Source organism: Winogradskyella costae (assembly GCF_013403865.1).
Lineage (GTDB): Bacteria > Bacteroidota > Bacteroidia > Flavobacteriales > Flavobacteriaceae > Winogradskyella > Winogradskyella costae.
Window position 1 is genome coordinate 581,441 of sequence record NZ_JABFDK010000001.1, and the last position, 16,132, is coordinate 597,572.

A 16,132-nucleotide genomic window follows, 5' to 3' on the forward strand; every position below is an offset into this window, starting at 1 on the left:
TTTTATTTAGTATTTGAAAAAAGCCAATTTAAAAGGTCTGGTTCTGCAAAAGCTGGGTCCCAACTGTTATGATTTGCAAAGTCATATAAAGTTAGTTTAGGGAAACCACCTGCACTAATTATTGCAGATGCCATATTTAAAGATAATTTGGGATCAACTACATCATCTTTTGCTCCATGTAAAATCCATAACGGAATAGTTTTAGCGTAGGGTGTCACAGATTCTGGATCTCCACCTCCACAGATAGGTATTGCCGCAGCGAACATTTTAGGGTTACGGTGAATGATTTCAAACGTTCCCATACCTCCCATTGATAATCCCATTGCATACACCTGATCAGTCTTTATGTATGGCTGAGCAACCATCTCGTCCATTAAATCCATCACTAAGGCCATTGCAGTAGTCGGTACATCTTTGTATTTATACTTAAATGTTATAGGTTTTGTTGAGCGGTCTGCTTCCAATTTAGACCAATAATCATCTCTAGGGCATTGCGGAAAAATCACAATGGCAGGAAATGCATCTCTTATGGTATCATTTAAAAATAATTTGCTGCCATGAGCGAGTTGTTTTTTATTATCATTGCCGCGTTCACCCGCTCCATGAAGCATTAACACTAATGGATAGGTTTTAGACGCATCAAAATCCTTAGGTAAAAGCATTCTGTAATTGAGCGTATCTTCATTTACAATATGATTTTCGTATGAAAATAATTCCTTTTGAGATTCAGTCTGCTGTGCTTTTACAACACCTGAACTAAAAATCATAATACTAAAGATTAGAGTTAACATTTGATGTTTCATATTCTATATTTTTTTTAATAATTAAAGTCTAAAGCATTCAAGCCATTTTGAACATCTTCATTTTGCATAAAAAGATTCCAGAATAAACCAGACCTATAATTTTCAATCATTATAATTTCTGGCCCTTGGTCAATAGCCAAATATTGCTCAGTTACCCAATCATTATACTGTGGACTAAAGGCATCGTAAAATCCTGCTGTTCCCATTAAAATATCTTTTTTACTATAAAAATAATGCATTGCTGCTAATGACTTCTCTGGCGTATAAGGAATAGAACTTATGGCTGCTGTTGGAGAAATAACGCCTAAATCATTTTCAGGACTGTGTGCTGAATACCCTGTTGATCCATTTGAATTTCGGCTATAACTTGCTGTTAGACCCCAACAATTCTCACCATAATCAGCATAACTATTGGGATTGCTAACACAGTGTTGATAATTAATATTAGTATGGTTTACATTTAAATCCCAATAATTGGCATACTGGTCAGAAAGATTTGTAGGATTTAATCCTAAGAACGAATAGTGCGCCCAAAATAGAGGGCCTGTACCATTACCGGCATGATCTAATATCAATGGAATACCATATTGACTTGAAGATGACACTATGTTCCCATTATTAGCCCAACCTTGATGGTACGCTTCTGCCGGAATAGGGAAATCCGGCGAAGCTGCACCTAAGATAAACGCTATTAGCGTTTCATTATATCCTTTGAGTTCTAAATTTATTGAAAAACCATTTTCTGGACTCCAATGCCAATACAAGGCATTCTGGTTTTGAGTATACCAATCCCACTCTACACCTTTCCATAATTCATCTGCTTGAGTCGCTAAAGCAATTTCTTCATCAGTTCCGTTTTTAAAATATTCTTTTATACAAATTAGACCCTGTGTAAAAAGTGCGGTTTCGACCAAATCACCTCCATTGTCTTCACTACTAAAAGGAATGACATTTCCGTTTGTTCCATCAATCCAATGTGGCCATGCTCCATGGAAGCGATCTGCACCTTCAAAAAAGTTTAAAATTTTACTTAATCTAGTAATAGCTACGGCTTTTGAAACATAACCGCGCTCTATTCCTACTAAAATAGCCATTAATCCAAATCCGCTTCCGCCCGTGGTCACAACATTTTGACTATTTGAAGGATCATTTGGATGGTAACGTTCTTTAGCGCCGCCTGAATTAAACTCTGCGTAATCCCAAAAGTATTTAAAAGTTTTCTGTTGAGTTAAATCTAACAGTTCTTCATCCGTTAAGGTTTCTACTATAACAACTGGACCGTCATCATCCGTTAAGTCAGGTTCATTAGGCTCTTGAAAATTTGAGCTGCTATCGTCCGTACCACAACTAAAACAAATTAATGCGACTATGAATAGATTAAAAAATCTCATAATTAATTCTTTTTATATTTAAAACCCAGCTTATCTAAACCTGATTGTACCTCTTTATTTTTCATGAATAAATCCCATAATAAGCCTGTTCTATAATTCTCAATCATTACAGGAATTGGACCTTGATCTATGGCCAAATAGCGTGGTGTGTACCAATTAGATTCAAAACTAAAAGCATCATAAGGTCCATACCTACCTACTAAGCTATCATGATTTTTATAAATATTTTTTAAAACATTCATACTCTCTTTTGGAGTGTATGGAAATGAGGATAGCGCTGCTGTTGGAGATATCACTCCAACATCACTTTCAGGTCTATGACCATGGTACCCTTTTATGGAGTAGCTAGAGGTTAATCCCCAAAGACTATCACCATATCCTTTATATTGCATTGGATTGTCTACAGCATACTTATAATGAATTTTGGCTTGGTTCTGAGTTAATTTCCAATAATCTGCATATTGATCGGATAATCCATTTGGATTTAATCCTAAATATGAATAATGAGCCCAGAATAGCGGTCCAACGGAATGATTATCATGCTCATAATAATTTAGTACAAGATCTTCTCCGTAATATTTTTTGTTAGATACGATTTTACCATTTCTAGCCCAACCTTTTTCGTAAATGGATTTACTAATTGGATGTGTTGGTGAAGCAGCTGCAAGAACATACATAATTAAGCACTCATTATAACCACCAACCGGGAAATTCATATCCCAGCCATAACTTGGTGACCAATGCCAATACAATACATCTTCACCACCTTTAGTATACCAATCCCATTCTACACTTTTCCAAAGTTCATCTATTTTGAATACTAATTGTTTTTCCTTTTCTGTATTACCATCGAAATATTCTGCAACGGTTAACAAACCTTGTATTAAAAATGCTGTTTCTACTAAATCTCCGCCATTGTCTTTTTTGCTAAATGCTAGCACCTTACCTGTCTCCCCATCTAACCAGTGCGGCCAAGCACCATGAAAACGATCTGCTTTTTCAAGAAAATCTACATTTTTAAGAAATCTATCTAAAGCCTCTTCCTTATTAATAAATCCTCTTTCTACACCCACTAAAATCGCCATTACACCAAATCCACTGCCACCAATAGTAACGGTCTGTTTTGGTGATAATGAATAATCATCATCTAAATGCAGACGTTCTGTTGCTAAACCAGAGTTAGGTTCTGCACCCTCCCAAAAGTAGTTGATGGTTTGGTACTGAATAGTATCTAAGAGACTGCTTTCCGTTAGTTTAATCTGAGATCCTGACTCCTCTTTTGACGTGTGCTTTTTTCCTTGTTTACAAGCAAAAAGCGACAAGGCCATGATTAAAATGGTAATATAAAATGTCGAAAATTTCATATGTGATTTTTATAAATTTAACTGCACCTAATTCGTTCTAGATGCAGTTAAATTAAAGACTAATTCAAATAATAAAGTGTTTTAATTCTTATGTCTTCTCATCCTAAAGTTACCAATTAGGATTTTGCGTCATCTCTGGAGTTTGATTGATTTGTAATGATGGAATTGGGAACAACTCATGCTTACCTACTTCAAATGTTTTTCCATTTGCAGCCATTGCGCTTTGAGCTTCACCAGTTCTAACAAGATCAAACCATCTATCATGTTCAAAAGCCAATTCTAAGCGTCTTTCTTTCCAAATATCTGCAAAAGTTGGAGATGTCACAGACCCTAAATTAACTCTATTTCTAACTCTATTTAAAGGAGTCGCTGCATCAGCACCAATACGAAGAGCGGCTTCGGATTGAATTAATAAAACTTCAGAAAAACGAAGGATTCTAACATTTTTATCTCCATCACTATCACCTGCATTGGCGCTAGAGTATGCCTTTTCACTGTACATTGGGTTTTCTGCAGAAGCACTTACTTCTCTTCCATCCCATAGTGTCTCGCCTGCAAAAATAATAGTCGCATCTCTTCTAATTGCGTCACCTTCAGCATTAAAAGCATTTAAAAGGTTTTGTGATGGAATATTAAATCCCCAGCCCCATCCACCAGTACCTCTGGCACCTTGAACTTGTGAGTATTGCTGTACACCATGCGCTATAGACTCACCTCTTCCTTGCACTTCAAAAAGAGATTCTATCCCATTTTCTTGAGACGCCCTCCATACTTCTGCGTAATTAGGGTGTAAATCATAATTACCACCTGTAACTACAGCTGTAGCCATATCATAAGAATCTTGCCATTTCTCTTCATATAAATACACTTTAGCCAATAACCCCTGAGCTGCACCCTGGGTAGATCTTCCTAAATCAGCGCTAGCATATTCATTTTTACTAGGTAACAATTCAATTGCATCCAATAAATCTTGCTCAATAAAAGCATAAACATCTGCTTTAGGTTGACGTACCACATAATCTAAATGTTGCAATGGTACATCTCCAAAAGAACGTACTAACCAAAAATAGTTTAGAGCTCTCAAAAACTTTGCTTCTCCTATAAGTCTATTTTTATAGGCTTCATCAGTTAAGCCGTAATCTGTTGTATAAGTTATAGCGATACTCGCTCTACCAATACTTTTATACCAATGTTCCCACATGGCTAAAACTGAAGGTCCTGTAGTTGTATGCTCTAAAGCATCTAATAAATGCTTATCTGCACCTGTATCTGATGCTGAACTTCCTTTATCCGCATTATCTGAAATAATTTCTGTTACACCTAAATAAGAGAACGAATAATCCCAATCTGTAAGCATTCCATATACTCCATTTACAAGTTCCTCTGGTTCAACCACCTCTCCACTATCAGCGGCATCTATTTCTGCCCTGCTGTCTACGTCTAAATAATCATCGCTACAATTTGCCACTAAAAGCAAAGTGAAAAGCAACATTCCGAATTTTATTGTTTTTAGTTTCATCTTCAATTTTTTTTATAGTTCAATATTAACACCGAATAAAAATGTTTTAAGGGTTGGATAAGCTGATAGCTCTATACCACCTGTACCGGCAGAAGAACCAATAATTTCTGGCGTAAATCCTGAATATTTAGTAAACATGAATGGATTTTGTGCTGTAGCATATAATCGCACTGAACTCACTCCTTTTATAACATCTTTTAATGTATATCCTAAAGTGATGTTATTGATTCTGAAATAATCACCATCCTCCAAGTAATAACTAGACGCATAAGAATCTCTATTAGCACCTGGATTTGTATTTGTAGAGCCTTCACCTGTCCATCTATAGTTAAAGACATCTGCTGCTATATTTTCACCACCATTAATACGTGTTCCTTTCAATCCATTATATATTTTATTACCTCCAGATCCATAGCCTTCAATAATTAAATCGACATTTTTATAATTTAAACCTAGAGAAAGTCCGTATGAAAATGTTGGTAAATAAGATCCAAAAAATTTCTTATCCTTATCATCAATAATACCGTCATCATTTAAATCTGAATACTTTAAGTGCCCAGGTAATGCCCCTGAAATACTGGCTCCATTATCAATCTCTTCTTGATTTTGCCAAACTCCTTCAACATCATACATCCACCATGAATATAGAGGCTGCCCTTCTTCCAAACGTTTTGTAATTTGACCATTACTTAAACTTCCTCCCACTTGTCCGTCATAAGCAGACTTAACATTTTCAACATTATTTTTATTTGTAGAAAATATAGCTCCAATGTTATAAGATAAATCATCCGTAATATTATCTCTCCATTTTAAATCAATTTCGATACCTTTATTAGTCACTTCTGCACCATGATCGTAAAAGCTACCCGAACCTTCTGTTGTATAAATAGGAGTTACTAATAAAATGGCATTTTTAGTGTTTCGGTCGTAATAATTAAATTCGGCATTTAACCTGTTATCAAAAGCCGTTAAATTTAGACCAGCATTAAGTTCTTCAGTAACCTCCCAAGAAATCGGAAGAATTTCTGCTCCATATGCAGCACCAAATACCAAGTCTTGATTTGCTCCAAACACATAATTTACACTATTACTACCTGTATCAGTTGTTATAGTAGATTGATTAAATGGCACCCTAGAATTACCTACTTGTCCCCATCCTGCTTTTAGCTTAAGAAAATTAATAAATGGAACATTAAAAAAGCTTTCATCAGAGATTGTCCACCCTGCACTCAGTGCTGGAAAGTTGTCAAAATAATCTTCATTACTATTATTTTTAAAATTACTTGTACCATCTCTTCTAATATTTGCTTGCAAGAAATACTTCCCGTCGTAATTATACATTACTCTACCAAAATAAGATTGTTCTCTTGTTGGAGTAGAATAAAATTGAGATACCACTTTTTCATAACCATCATCAGCAAAATTAATACTCCAGTAATTTTCTTGAGAAGGCACCCCATAACCTAAAGCATACATTGTAAAGACGTCATTTCTCTGTCCTCTAGAAAATCCTGCAACAGCATTAACGTTATGTACAGAGTTAAATGTTTTGTCATAAGTTAAAAAACCTTCTAAATTATATCTATAACTTTCTGAACTTGTATAAGACAAACTATTATTTGCAAAAGTTGTTACTTCTGGATTATTATCTTGATTAATTTGAAATTCCTCATCCGTTCTCGTTGGGTCACTTATTAACCAAAGTGCTCTTGTATCGTTAAAGCTTCTGTTTTTAGAGTATGATTTTGTACCTGTATATCTACCAGAAGCCTTTAAAGCATCTGTAATATTAAAATCTGCCTGAAAACTACCTTGTAAATCCGTTGTGTTATTTACCTGATTTGTATACTCTACTGCAGCTATTGGATTACCTACTGAATTTAGAGACCCAATAACGTCTGTATTAGCCCCTAAATATGTTGCAATACCTGTTGTTTGGTTCCAAAAAGATTGACCATATTGCCCACTTTCATAAAACACAGGAACAATTGGTGCTTGTCTATAAGCTGAATTAAATGCATTAAACGGTTTAGGTAACGCTTTTATAAAAGATGCACTTACATTAGTACTAATAGTCATACGATCGTCAAACAAATCGATACTATTGTTGGCTCTAATTGTATTTCTACTATAATCATGATCCTCTAAAACACCATCTTCACTATAATTATTAAAACTAAAAAAGTATTTTATATCATCACTCGCGCCAGAAATAGCTACGTTATTAGAATTACTAAATCCAATATCTGTCAATTCATCATACCAATCTGTATCATGCGGTTGATTAGGTGATAAGAATGTTGTTTCACCATTCATAAATTGATTTTCGTTAAAATACCTTACGTACTGGCTAGAGTTAGCCATATCAACAGGATTTAACATTGATTTAGCTCCGTAATAAGAAGACAATTCAACTTTCATTTTTCCTTTTTTACCACTTTTTGTTGTTACAATAACAACACCATTAGCAGCATTCATACCATAAATACTTGCAGACGCAGCATCCTTAAGGACATCAAAAGTTTCGATATCTTCTGGGTTAATATTGGTAATACTATTCACCTGTATACCATCTACAATATAAAGTATGTCACTACCAGCAGACGCCGTACCTATACCTCTTATTGTAATATTAGGCTCACTTCCCGGTGCATTGGTGTTTACAATATTTACACCTGTCATTTTTCCTTGAATAGACTGAAGAGCATTTGCTGCAGGCTGCTTAGTTATTTCCGAACCTGAAACGCTGGCAATTGCCCCAGTTACTTCTTTACGTTTTTGAGTACCGTAACCAATAACAACAACTTCGCTAAGGCTTTCTATATCATCAATTAGTGACACGTCAATTTTTGATTCATCCCCAACCGTAACAACAATTGTTTTAAAACCAATATAACTGTATTCTATTTGGTCTCCTTTATTTACTACTAAAGTATAATTACCGTCAAAATCTGAAGAGGTACCAGTATTTGTACCCTTAATTATAATACTGACTCCTGGCAAAGGCATTGCATCATTTTTACTTGTTACCACCCCATTAATTTCAATTTGCTGTGCCATAGCACAAATTGAAACAAAGAGCATCAACAATAGACTGATTTTTGTTTTCATAAAATTGATTACTATTTAAGTTAGACTGTTAGTTTATTTAAAAGACCAAGTTATAATCAAATGTTAAATGATATTAACATCTATTTACATTTTAATTACGTCATGCGTAACCAAGAATGTTAAAAAGTCTTAAGAAAACACCGTTGACGTACTATAAAGCTATAAAAAAAACGTTGTAGTTAGAAACAAAATCTTAAAATGACGTATAAATGACGTAGTAGATAACATGAATTAAGTAATGAAACACACCTAATTTTTAACATTTAATAAATAATCGACCAAAGAAATGTCATTTTCTAAATTTAATTTCTTTTTTAATCGATATCGATGTGTTTCGACCCCTCTTACTGAGATATTCATAAGTGGTGCAATTTCTTTTGAAGATAAATTCATTTTGATGTAGGCGCAAATCTTTAAATCCTTCGATGTAAGTATCGCGTGCTTCGCTTTTAGAACTTCAAAAAACTCATCGTGAACCTGACTGAAATTATTTTCAAAAACCTCCCATTCATCTTTTAACACAATCGAATTATCTAATTTTTTTACAATCTTTTTATACGAATAGTAGTTATTAAATCCTTCTTTGTTCACCATCAAATCTTTTTTGATGTCTTGAAGTGTTTCATTTTTCTTAACTAATGCCATTGCATTATTGGCCAATTGCTTGCTTTTTAATTTAATCTCATTCTGTAAGGATTCATTTTTAAGCTGAACAATTCGCTTCTCGTTCTCTAGAGTTTGTTCGCGAAGTAATTTTTGTTGCTCTTTCTGGTATTTGATTTTAATGATGCGCTGTTCTTTGGCAATTTTCTTATTATGTAACGTATAAAATACAACTATAATTACTCCCGCTAAAAGTGCATACAATATATACCCTAATGTATCTCTATACCATGGAGGGTAGACGTCGACTCTTAATGACTGAACAGGAGAAACATTTCCGGCATTATCACTAGTTCTAAAAGCAATGGTATAATCACCATCTATAAGGTTAGAAAATTCTACCTTATTACCTTCAACAGCATACCAGGGCTCATTTTCTTTAACTGCCGTTGTCTCTGAGATACGATACTCAAAAAAATGATTAAGAGATTTTGAAGACGACAACTCTACTGCCATACTTTCTTTAAATTTAAAATTCGCCGATTTATCGTTAATAGCAGCAACACTTAGAGGAACACCACTAATAGAAATTGTCTCTATTTCTGGCTTAAATAAACTGACACTTGCAATAGACGTATTATCTATCATCATAAAACCGTTATCAAGATTTAGCGCATAAATTGAATCTTTAATCTTTGAAACATTTTCGTAGCCAACAATATACCTATTCTTTAAAAATATGTCATTCAAGTAAAAATCACCTTTAGAATTATCAAAAGATTTGAACTCTATAAAACCACCTTTATTTTTTAAGGCAAAAACATCTGTATTATCTTCTGAAATAATATAACTATTCTTACCTAATAAATCATTGAGCAACTCATAAGGCACTATAGAATCTAGAATCGGTTCATATTTTTGCCATCCTTCATTAGTTTTAAAGCTGATATTATTTCGAATGTTATAAACGCGCACATTATAATTAGAACTTAAACCTTTATCGTGATACTCCTTAACTTCAGTAATCGCATTATAATTCTCGTCAAAACTAATCTTAGAAACACCTTTAGTGGCATGTGCCACCCAAGCCGTATGTGGATTTTCAAATACTAAAAACCGTGAAGGAATTGTAGTTTTACCAAGATATTTTACCTGCCATTCCCCAGATACTTTTTCAAATCGTACCAATCCAGAATACGTCCCTTGTATATAGGTCTTTTCTCGTTCTGGCACTTTTTTAATTGTCCAACCACCTGTATAGGTAGAAATATTAATCATTTTATCTGCGCTTACAATAAATGTACCTTCGTTATGACCGCAAAAGAGTTCATCTTCAATAATCTCTAAATCCCATACCTGACCTTGAGACCCTTCTATGAATTTCAATTTATCGTCTTCATCTAACCTAAAAAGTCCAGTATTTGTTCCAATATAAATAACACCTTTATACTTCACTACATCATAAACAGCACCTAATTTACCAGAAACATCGTTAAAAAAATAATTGCTATTATTAAGTTCAATATTCGCAATACCATTATCCAAACCTAACCATAGATTATCCGATTTATCTATAGACTGACCTAAAACAGTATTATTAAGTAAGCCATTCTCTTTACTAATATGAAATTTCGTATTCCCATTACTATCTGTTAAAAACACTCCATCCTTTATGGTTCCGAATACCATATCTCCATTACCTAAAATTGAAAATGCGTTTAACTGATGTAGTTGTATCTGTTTATTTATTTCAAAATCTGTTGGAATTAGCCGACCTTCATTCAAGAAAAAGCTACCTTTCAGCGAGGTCATAAGTAAAAGCCCGTCCTTATACTTATTAACGGAAACAATTTTAGTATCTAATAGTGACTCATTAAAGTAATAAGACTCTAGCTCCTTTTCTTTTAATAAAAAGACACCTTGATTTAAGGTGCTTATATATAAGTCATCTTCAACCTCACTACAAGAGATTATAACAGAACCAGGCGTTAGCTGAATGACCTTCTCAAAATCATAGATATAAATATTTAGGAAGGATCTAAAAATAATTTTATCCTTAAAACTAACAATTTCCCATATTTCTTCGTTTGGAGATATTAAGTCAAGTACAGTATCACTTAATGAATAATACTTAAGATATCCAAACTCATCTTTTTTCCAATATCCAAATTCCTCATAAGATCCAGTATAAACAATAGCATCAACAGCCAAAACAGATCTTACAATCGTTTTATTGGGTAACTGATGAAATTTCCAAATCAAACCGTCATATTCTAATAATCCACTATTATTAGCAACATACACTTTACCATCGTCAGCTCTAGAAATACCCCAGTTTTGGTTACCTGCTTTATACTCTGCTAAAGTAAAGTTATGGATGTTTGGAGAGAATTGACTATAACAGTCTGAAGAAAAAACAATTAAGAAAAATAAAAAAATTAATATTTTTTTCATGCAACAACAATATACAAATTTTACGAAAACGCTTTAAAAATAAGAATTTCATTCAACGTAACTATACTTCCGGTAATAATTCGTGAAACAAAAAAAGACCCAACCGAAGTTGAGTCTTTAATCAATTGCTTTTTAAACGCTATTATTTCTTAGCCATCAAAACATCATTAATAATATATACTATTCCATTTGATGCATCAATATTTCCTTGAACAACTTGAGCTTTTTTACCTCTTGAATCCTGAATCACATATTGATCTCCATCCATCATAGCCGTTAACTCTTCACCCGTGACAGTTTTAAAGGTGTATTTCCCTTTTCCTCCTTTAATAGCTTCCATCAATTTATCAGAAGTTATTTTCCCTGGCACCACATGATATTGCAAAACGCCTTGAAGACTTTCTTTATTTTCAGGTTTTAATAAATTATCTACCGTACCTTCTGGTAATTTAGAAAAGGCCTGATTAGATGGCGCAAAAACAGTGTAATTTCCAGGCTCTGATAACATTGTTGCTAAATCAGCAGCTTTCAATGCCGCTACCAACGTTGTTAAATCTTCATTAGACATTGCTTTACCTGCAATACTAATTTCCATTGCCATGGCCTTTCTTTCTTCCTCCATCTTTTTATCTTCCATCTCTTTTTGCTGATTAGCCTCCATTTCAACTTTTTCAGCTTCCATCTTCATCTTTTCCTCTTCCTTTTTGCCATCGTTACATGCTGTAGTTACTACAAATAACATACATGTTACGATTCCTAATATTCTATTCATTTTTAATTTCATAATTAAATTTTATTTATTGGTTATGTTATATACACTGTAATACAGCAGTATGGATGTCATCAGCGCTAGGTTTAATATAACTTTAACAAAAAGTATATTCTTATTTAGTGCACTCCTTTAATAACATCTAGCTTCTTTAATTTGGATTCTAAAATAAAATGTATAATATTTGATTTTAATATGAAAAACCAAATTATCAATATCATTTCTATTATTAGCATCGTGATTATTTCGCGAAGCCAAGGAATGCTATGATAAATTAAAATATAGATTTATTTAAAGCCTTCCTTTTTTCGGAAGGCTTTTTTTATGTAAAAAATTCACCTACTTGAACATCATAATAAACAAAACTTATATCTTTGATTTTAAGCACATTAAACAACTGTTTAGAGTATTGAATTTAGAATAAGAAATAGAATATTAATAACTAAATATAGCATATCAAGTAATTTAGATTTAGCAAATCGATGTTGCACAACTATTATTATGAGCGAATTAAATAAATACAGTAAAACAGTTACACAAGATCCAACACAACCAGCTGCTCAAGCCATGCTGCATGCTATTGGATTAACAAAAGAAGATTTTTTTAAACCAATCGTCGGCATTGCAAGTACGGGTTATGAAGGCAACCCTTGCAATATGCACCTTAATGACTTAGCCAAATTGGTTAAAGAAGGCACAAAAAATGAAGATGTTATTGGATTAATTTTCAATACTATTGGTGTAAGTGACGGAATATCTATGGGGACCCCAGGCATGCGTTACTCACTGCCTTCTCGAGACATTATCGCAGATTCAATGGAAACCGTAGTTCAGGCCATGAGTTATGATGGCTTAATCACCGTCGTTGGATGTGATAAAAATATGCCAGGTGCTTTAATGGCCATGATTCGTTTAGACAGACCAAGTATACTAGTCTATGGTGGCACAATAGATTCTGGCTGCCACGAAGGAAAAAAATTAGATGTTGTTTCTGCCTTTGAAGCATGGGGAAGTAAAGTTGCCGGAACCATGGACGAAACTGAATATCAAAGTATCGTTGAAAAAGCGTGTCCTGGAGCTGGTGCCTGTGGTGGTATGTACACTGCAAACACAATGGCTTCAGCAATTGAAGCTTTAGGAATGACCTTGCCTTTCAATTCTTCAAACCCTGCCTTAAGCGACGCTAAGAAGGAAGAATCGGTAAAAGCTGGTGAGGCTTTACGTTTATTATTAGAAAAAGATATAAAACCTTCAGATATTATTACTAGAAAATCTTTAGAAAACGCAGTAAGATTAGTGACTATTTTAGGAGGTTCTACCAATGCCGTATTGCACTTTTTAGCTATCGCACGAGCGGCACAAATAGATTTTACACTAAAAGATTTTCAAGCAATCAGCGATAATACACCATTTTTAGCCGATTTAAAACCGAGTGGAAAATATTTAATGGAAGATGTTCATACTGTTGGAGGTATTCCCGCAGTACTAAAATATCTTCTAAAGAAAGGTATGATTCATGGAGATTGCTTAACCGTTACAGGAAAAACAATTGCAGAAAACTTATTAGATGTACCCGATTTAAAAGAAGGCCAAGACGTTATAAAACCAATTGAGGAACCAATAAAAATCTCAGGACATTTAAGAATGCTTTACGGGAATTTAGCAACCGAAGGAAGTGTCGCTAAAATCACAGGAAAAGAAGGATTGTGCTTTAGAGGAAAAGCTAAAGTGTTTGAAGGAGAATATGCCGCAAACGATGGTATTAGAGATGGAAAAGTTGAAAAAGGAGATGTGGTCGTCATTAGATACGAAGGTCCAAAAGGTGGACCAGGTATGCCAGAAATGTTAAAACCAACTGCTGCAATTATGGGAGCAGGTTTAGGTAAAGATGTAGCTTTAATTACAGATGGTCGTTTTTCAGGTGGAACACATGGTTTTGTTGTAGGCCATATTACACCAGAAGCACAAGAAGGTGGCACTATTGCCGTCGTAAAAGATGGAGATATTATAACGATCGATGCCGAGACCAATTCTATTTCATTAGAGGTCTCAGAAGCCGAACTTCAGAAAAGACGTCAACAATGGAAAGCACCAGAATTAAAATTTGAACGTGGAGTTCTATATAAATATGCTAAAACCGTATCATCAGCATCTAAAGGCTGTGTCACTGACGAATTTTAAAAAATTTATTTTGTAAGAAGTAACCTCTTAAGCGAGAGAACATAAAGCCAATCGCTTAAAAATTGAATTAAAAGATAAGTATTGAATAACCCGTCTAGTATCCAAAAGGATAACAGATTTTAAAATGAGATTCCCAATTTCACGGGAAGTAAAAACATGAAAGAAACTCAAACCATACAAAATAACACTAAAAGCACCGAAACTACAGAACGTATTTCTGGTAGCGAAGCCGTAATAAAATGTTTATTAGCCGAAGGTGTTGATATACTATATGGATATCCTGGCGGAGCAATTATGCCAGTTTATGACGAATTATATAAGTATCAAGATAAAATTCATCATGTCTTAACTCGTCATGAACAAGGCGCCACGCATTCAGCACAAGGTTATGCTCGTATTTCAGGTAAAGTAGGAGTCTGCATGGCAACTTCTGGCCCTGGAGCAACCAATTTAATTACTGGTATTGCTGATGCACAGATCGACTCTACTCCAATGGTATGTATTACAGGTCAGGTAGGCTCACACCTATTAGGAAGTGATGCTTTTCAAGAAACTGATATTGTCGGAATCTCTACACCGATTACCAAATGGAATTGCCAGGTTACTAAAGCGTCTCAAATTCCTGAGGCTTTTGCAAAAGCATTTTACATTGCTAGAAGCGGAAGACCTGGACCTGTGTTAATTGATATTACAAAGGATGCTCAATTTGAAGAATTCGATTTTAAATATGAGAAATGTAAAGGTATTAGAAGCTACAAACCGATTCCTGACACGGATGCAAATTCGTTAAAAGCAGCAGCGGAACTCATTAATAATGCTAAGAAACCATTAGTAGTTTGGGGACAAGGGGTTATATTAGGAAAGGCTGAAGAGGAATTTAAAGCTGTTATAGAAAAAGCCGGCATTCCTTCTGCATGGACAATTTTAGGTGCTTCAGCGATTCCTACGTCACATCCATTAAATGTTGGGATGGTTGGTATGCACGGTAATTACGCACCTAATGTCTTAACTAACGATTGTGATGTATTAATTGCTATTGGAATGCGATTTGATGATCGTGTTACAGGAAATTTAGAAACTTATGCAAAGCAGGCAAAAATTATTCATTTTGATATTGATCCTGCGGAAATAGATAAAAACGTAAAAACAGATGTCGCCGTTTTAGGAGACTCAAAAGCTAGTTTAAAAAGCTTGTTGCCATTATTGAATGAAAATTCTCATAGTGACTGGCATCAAAAGTTTAAAGATTTATATAAAATAGAATACGAAAAAGTCATTAAAGACGACTTGCACCCTACTAAAGAAGGCTTAACGATGGCTGAAGTGTTGAAAGAAATCAACATTCAGACAAAAGGAAACGCTGCTATTGTAAGTGATGTTGGTCAACACCAAATGATTGCCTGTCGTTATGCCGAATTCAACAAAACCAAAAGTAATATTACATCTGGCGGATTAGGAACAATGGGATTTGCGCTGCCAGCGGCTATTGGCGCAAAAATGGCAGCTCCAGACAGAGAGGTCGTAATGATTGCCGGCGATGGAGGTTACCAAATGACAATTCAAGAATTAGGAACTATTTTTCAACAAAAAGTACCTGTAAAAATTGTGGTATTAAACAATGAATTCCTTGGTATGGTACGCCAATGGCAACAGTTATTTTTCGATAAACGCTATGCCTCTACCGAAATGACTAACCCAGATTTTGTAGCCATTGCAAAAGGATATTCTATTGAAGCCCAAAAAATAACCGAACGCAAAGATTTAAAAACCGCTGTAAAAGAAATGATTGACTGTGAAGGTCCTTATTTCTTAGAAGTTAGAGTAGAAAAGGAAGGTAATGTATTCCCAATGATTCCAACAGGAGCAAGTGTTTCAGATATACGATTAGAGTAAATAAACAGAATACAGAGAAAAGAATAAAGACCAATGAGAGAAAA

Annotated in this window: 9 protein-coding genes; 2 read left to right on the forward strand and 7 right to left on the reverse strand. The window is 34.3% G+C overall.

What is annotated here, in order from left to right:
• Positions 1-2: 2 nt before the first annotated feature.
• From HM986_RS02545 to HM986_RS02575, 7 genes are all read right to left on the reverse strand, one after another.
• On the reverse strand, positions 3-803 hold the full coding sequence (locus HM986_RS02545; protein WP_179333509.1) for a carboxylesterase family protein: 801 nt from the start codon (positions 801-803) through the stop codon (positions 3-5).
• 14 nt (positions 804-817) lie between these two features.
• Positions 818-2,194, reverse strand: coding sequence for a glucoamylase family protein (locus HM986_RS02550; RefSeq protein WP_179333510.1), 1,377 nt, complete (start codon positions 2,192-2,194; stop codon positions 818-820).
• Between the two features lie 2 nt (positions 2,195-2,196).
• The gene (locus HM986_RS02555) at positions 2,197-3,558 is read right to left on the reverse strand and encodes a glucoamylase family protein (protein ID WP_179333511.1); all 1,362 of its coding nucleotides are present in this window, start codon (positions 3,556-3,558) and stop codon (positions 2,197-2,199) included.
• A gap of 109 nt (positions 3,559-3,667) precedes the next feature.
• A complete protein-coding gene (locus HM986_RS02560; protein WP_179333512.1) occupies positions 3,668-5,077 on the reverse strand; it encodes a RagB/SusD family nutrient uptake outer membrane protein in 1,410 nt (469 codons plus the stop codon).
• 12 nt (positions 5,078-5,089) lie between these two features.
• Positions 5,090-8,188, reverse strand: coding sequence for a SusC/RagA family TonB-linked outer membrane protein (locus tag HM986_RS02565; protein WP_179333513.1), 3,099 nt, complete (start codon positions 8,186-8,188; stop codon positions 5,090-5,092).
• A 249-nt stretch (positions 8,189-8,437) separates the two neighbouring features.
• The gene (locus HM986_RS02570) at positions 8,438-11,245 is read right to left on the reverse strand and encodes a helix-turn-helix and ligand-binding sensor domain-containing protein (RefSeq protein ID WP_179333514.1); all 2,808 of its coding nucleotides are present in this window, start codon (positions 11,243-11,245) and stop codon (positions 8,438-8,440) included.
• A gap of 142 nt (positions 11,246-11,387) precedes the next feature.
• Entirely contained in the window at positions 11,388-12,017 is a 630-nt protein-coding gene (locus tag HM986_RS02575) for a fasciclin domain-containing protein (RefSeq protein ID WP_246288441.1), read from the reverse strand.
• Between the two features lie 498 nt (positions 12,018-12,515).
• On the opposite strand from HM986_RS02575, the gene ilvD reads away from it, so the two are divergent.
• Both ilvD and ilvB read left to right on the forward strand, forming a co-directional pair.
• Positions 12,516-14,195: a dihydroxy-acid dehydratase gene (gene ilvD / locus HM986_RS02580; protein WP_179333516.1), complete on the forward strand. Its 1,680-nt coding sequence runs from the start codon at positions 12,516-12,518 to the stop codon at positions 14,193-14,195.
• 156 nt (positions 14,196-14,351) lie between these two features.
• Complete coding sequence (gene ilvB, locus HM986_RS02585; RefSeq protein WP_179333517.1) at positions 14,352-16,088, forward strand: biosynthetic-type acetolactate synthase large subunit; 1,737 nt, start codon at positions 14,352-14,354, stop codon at positions 16,086-16,088.
• Positions 16,089-16,132 lie beyond the last annotated feature (44 nt).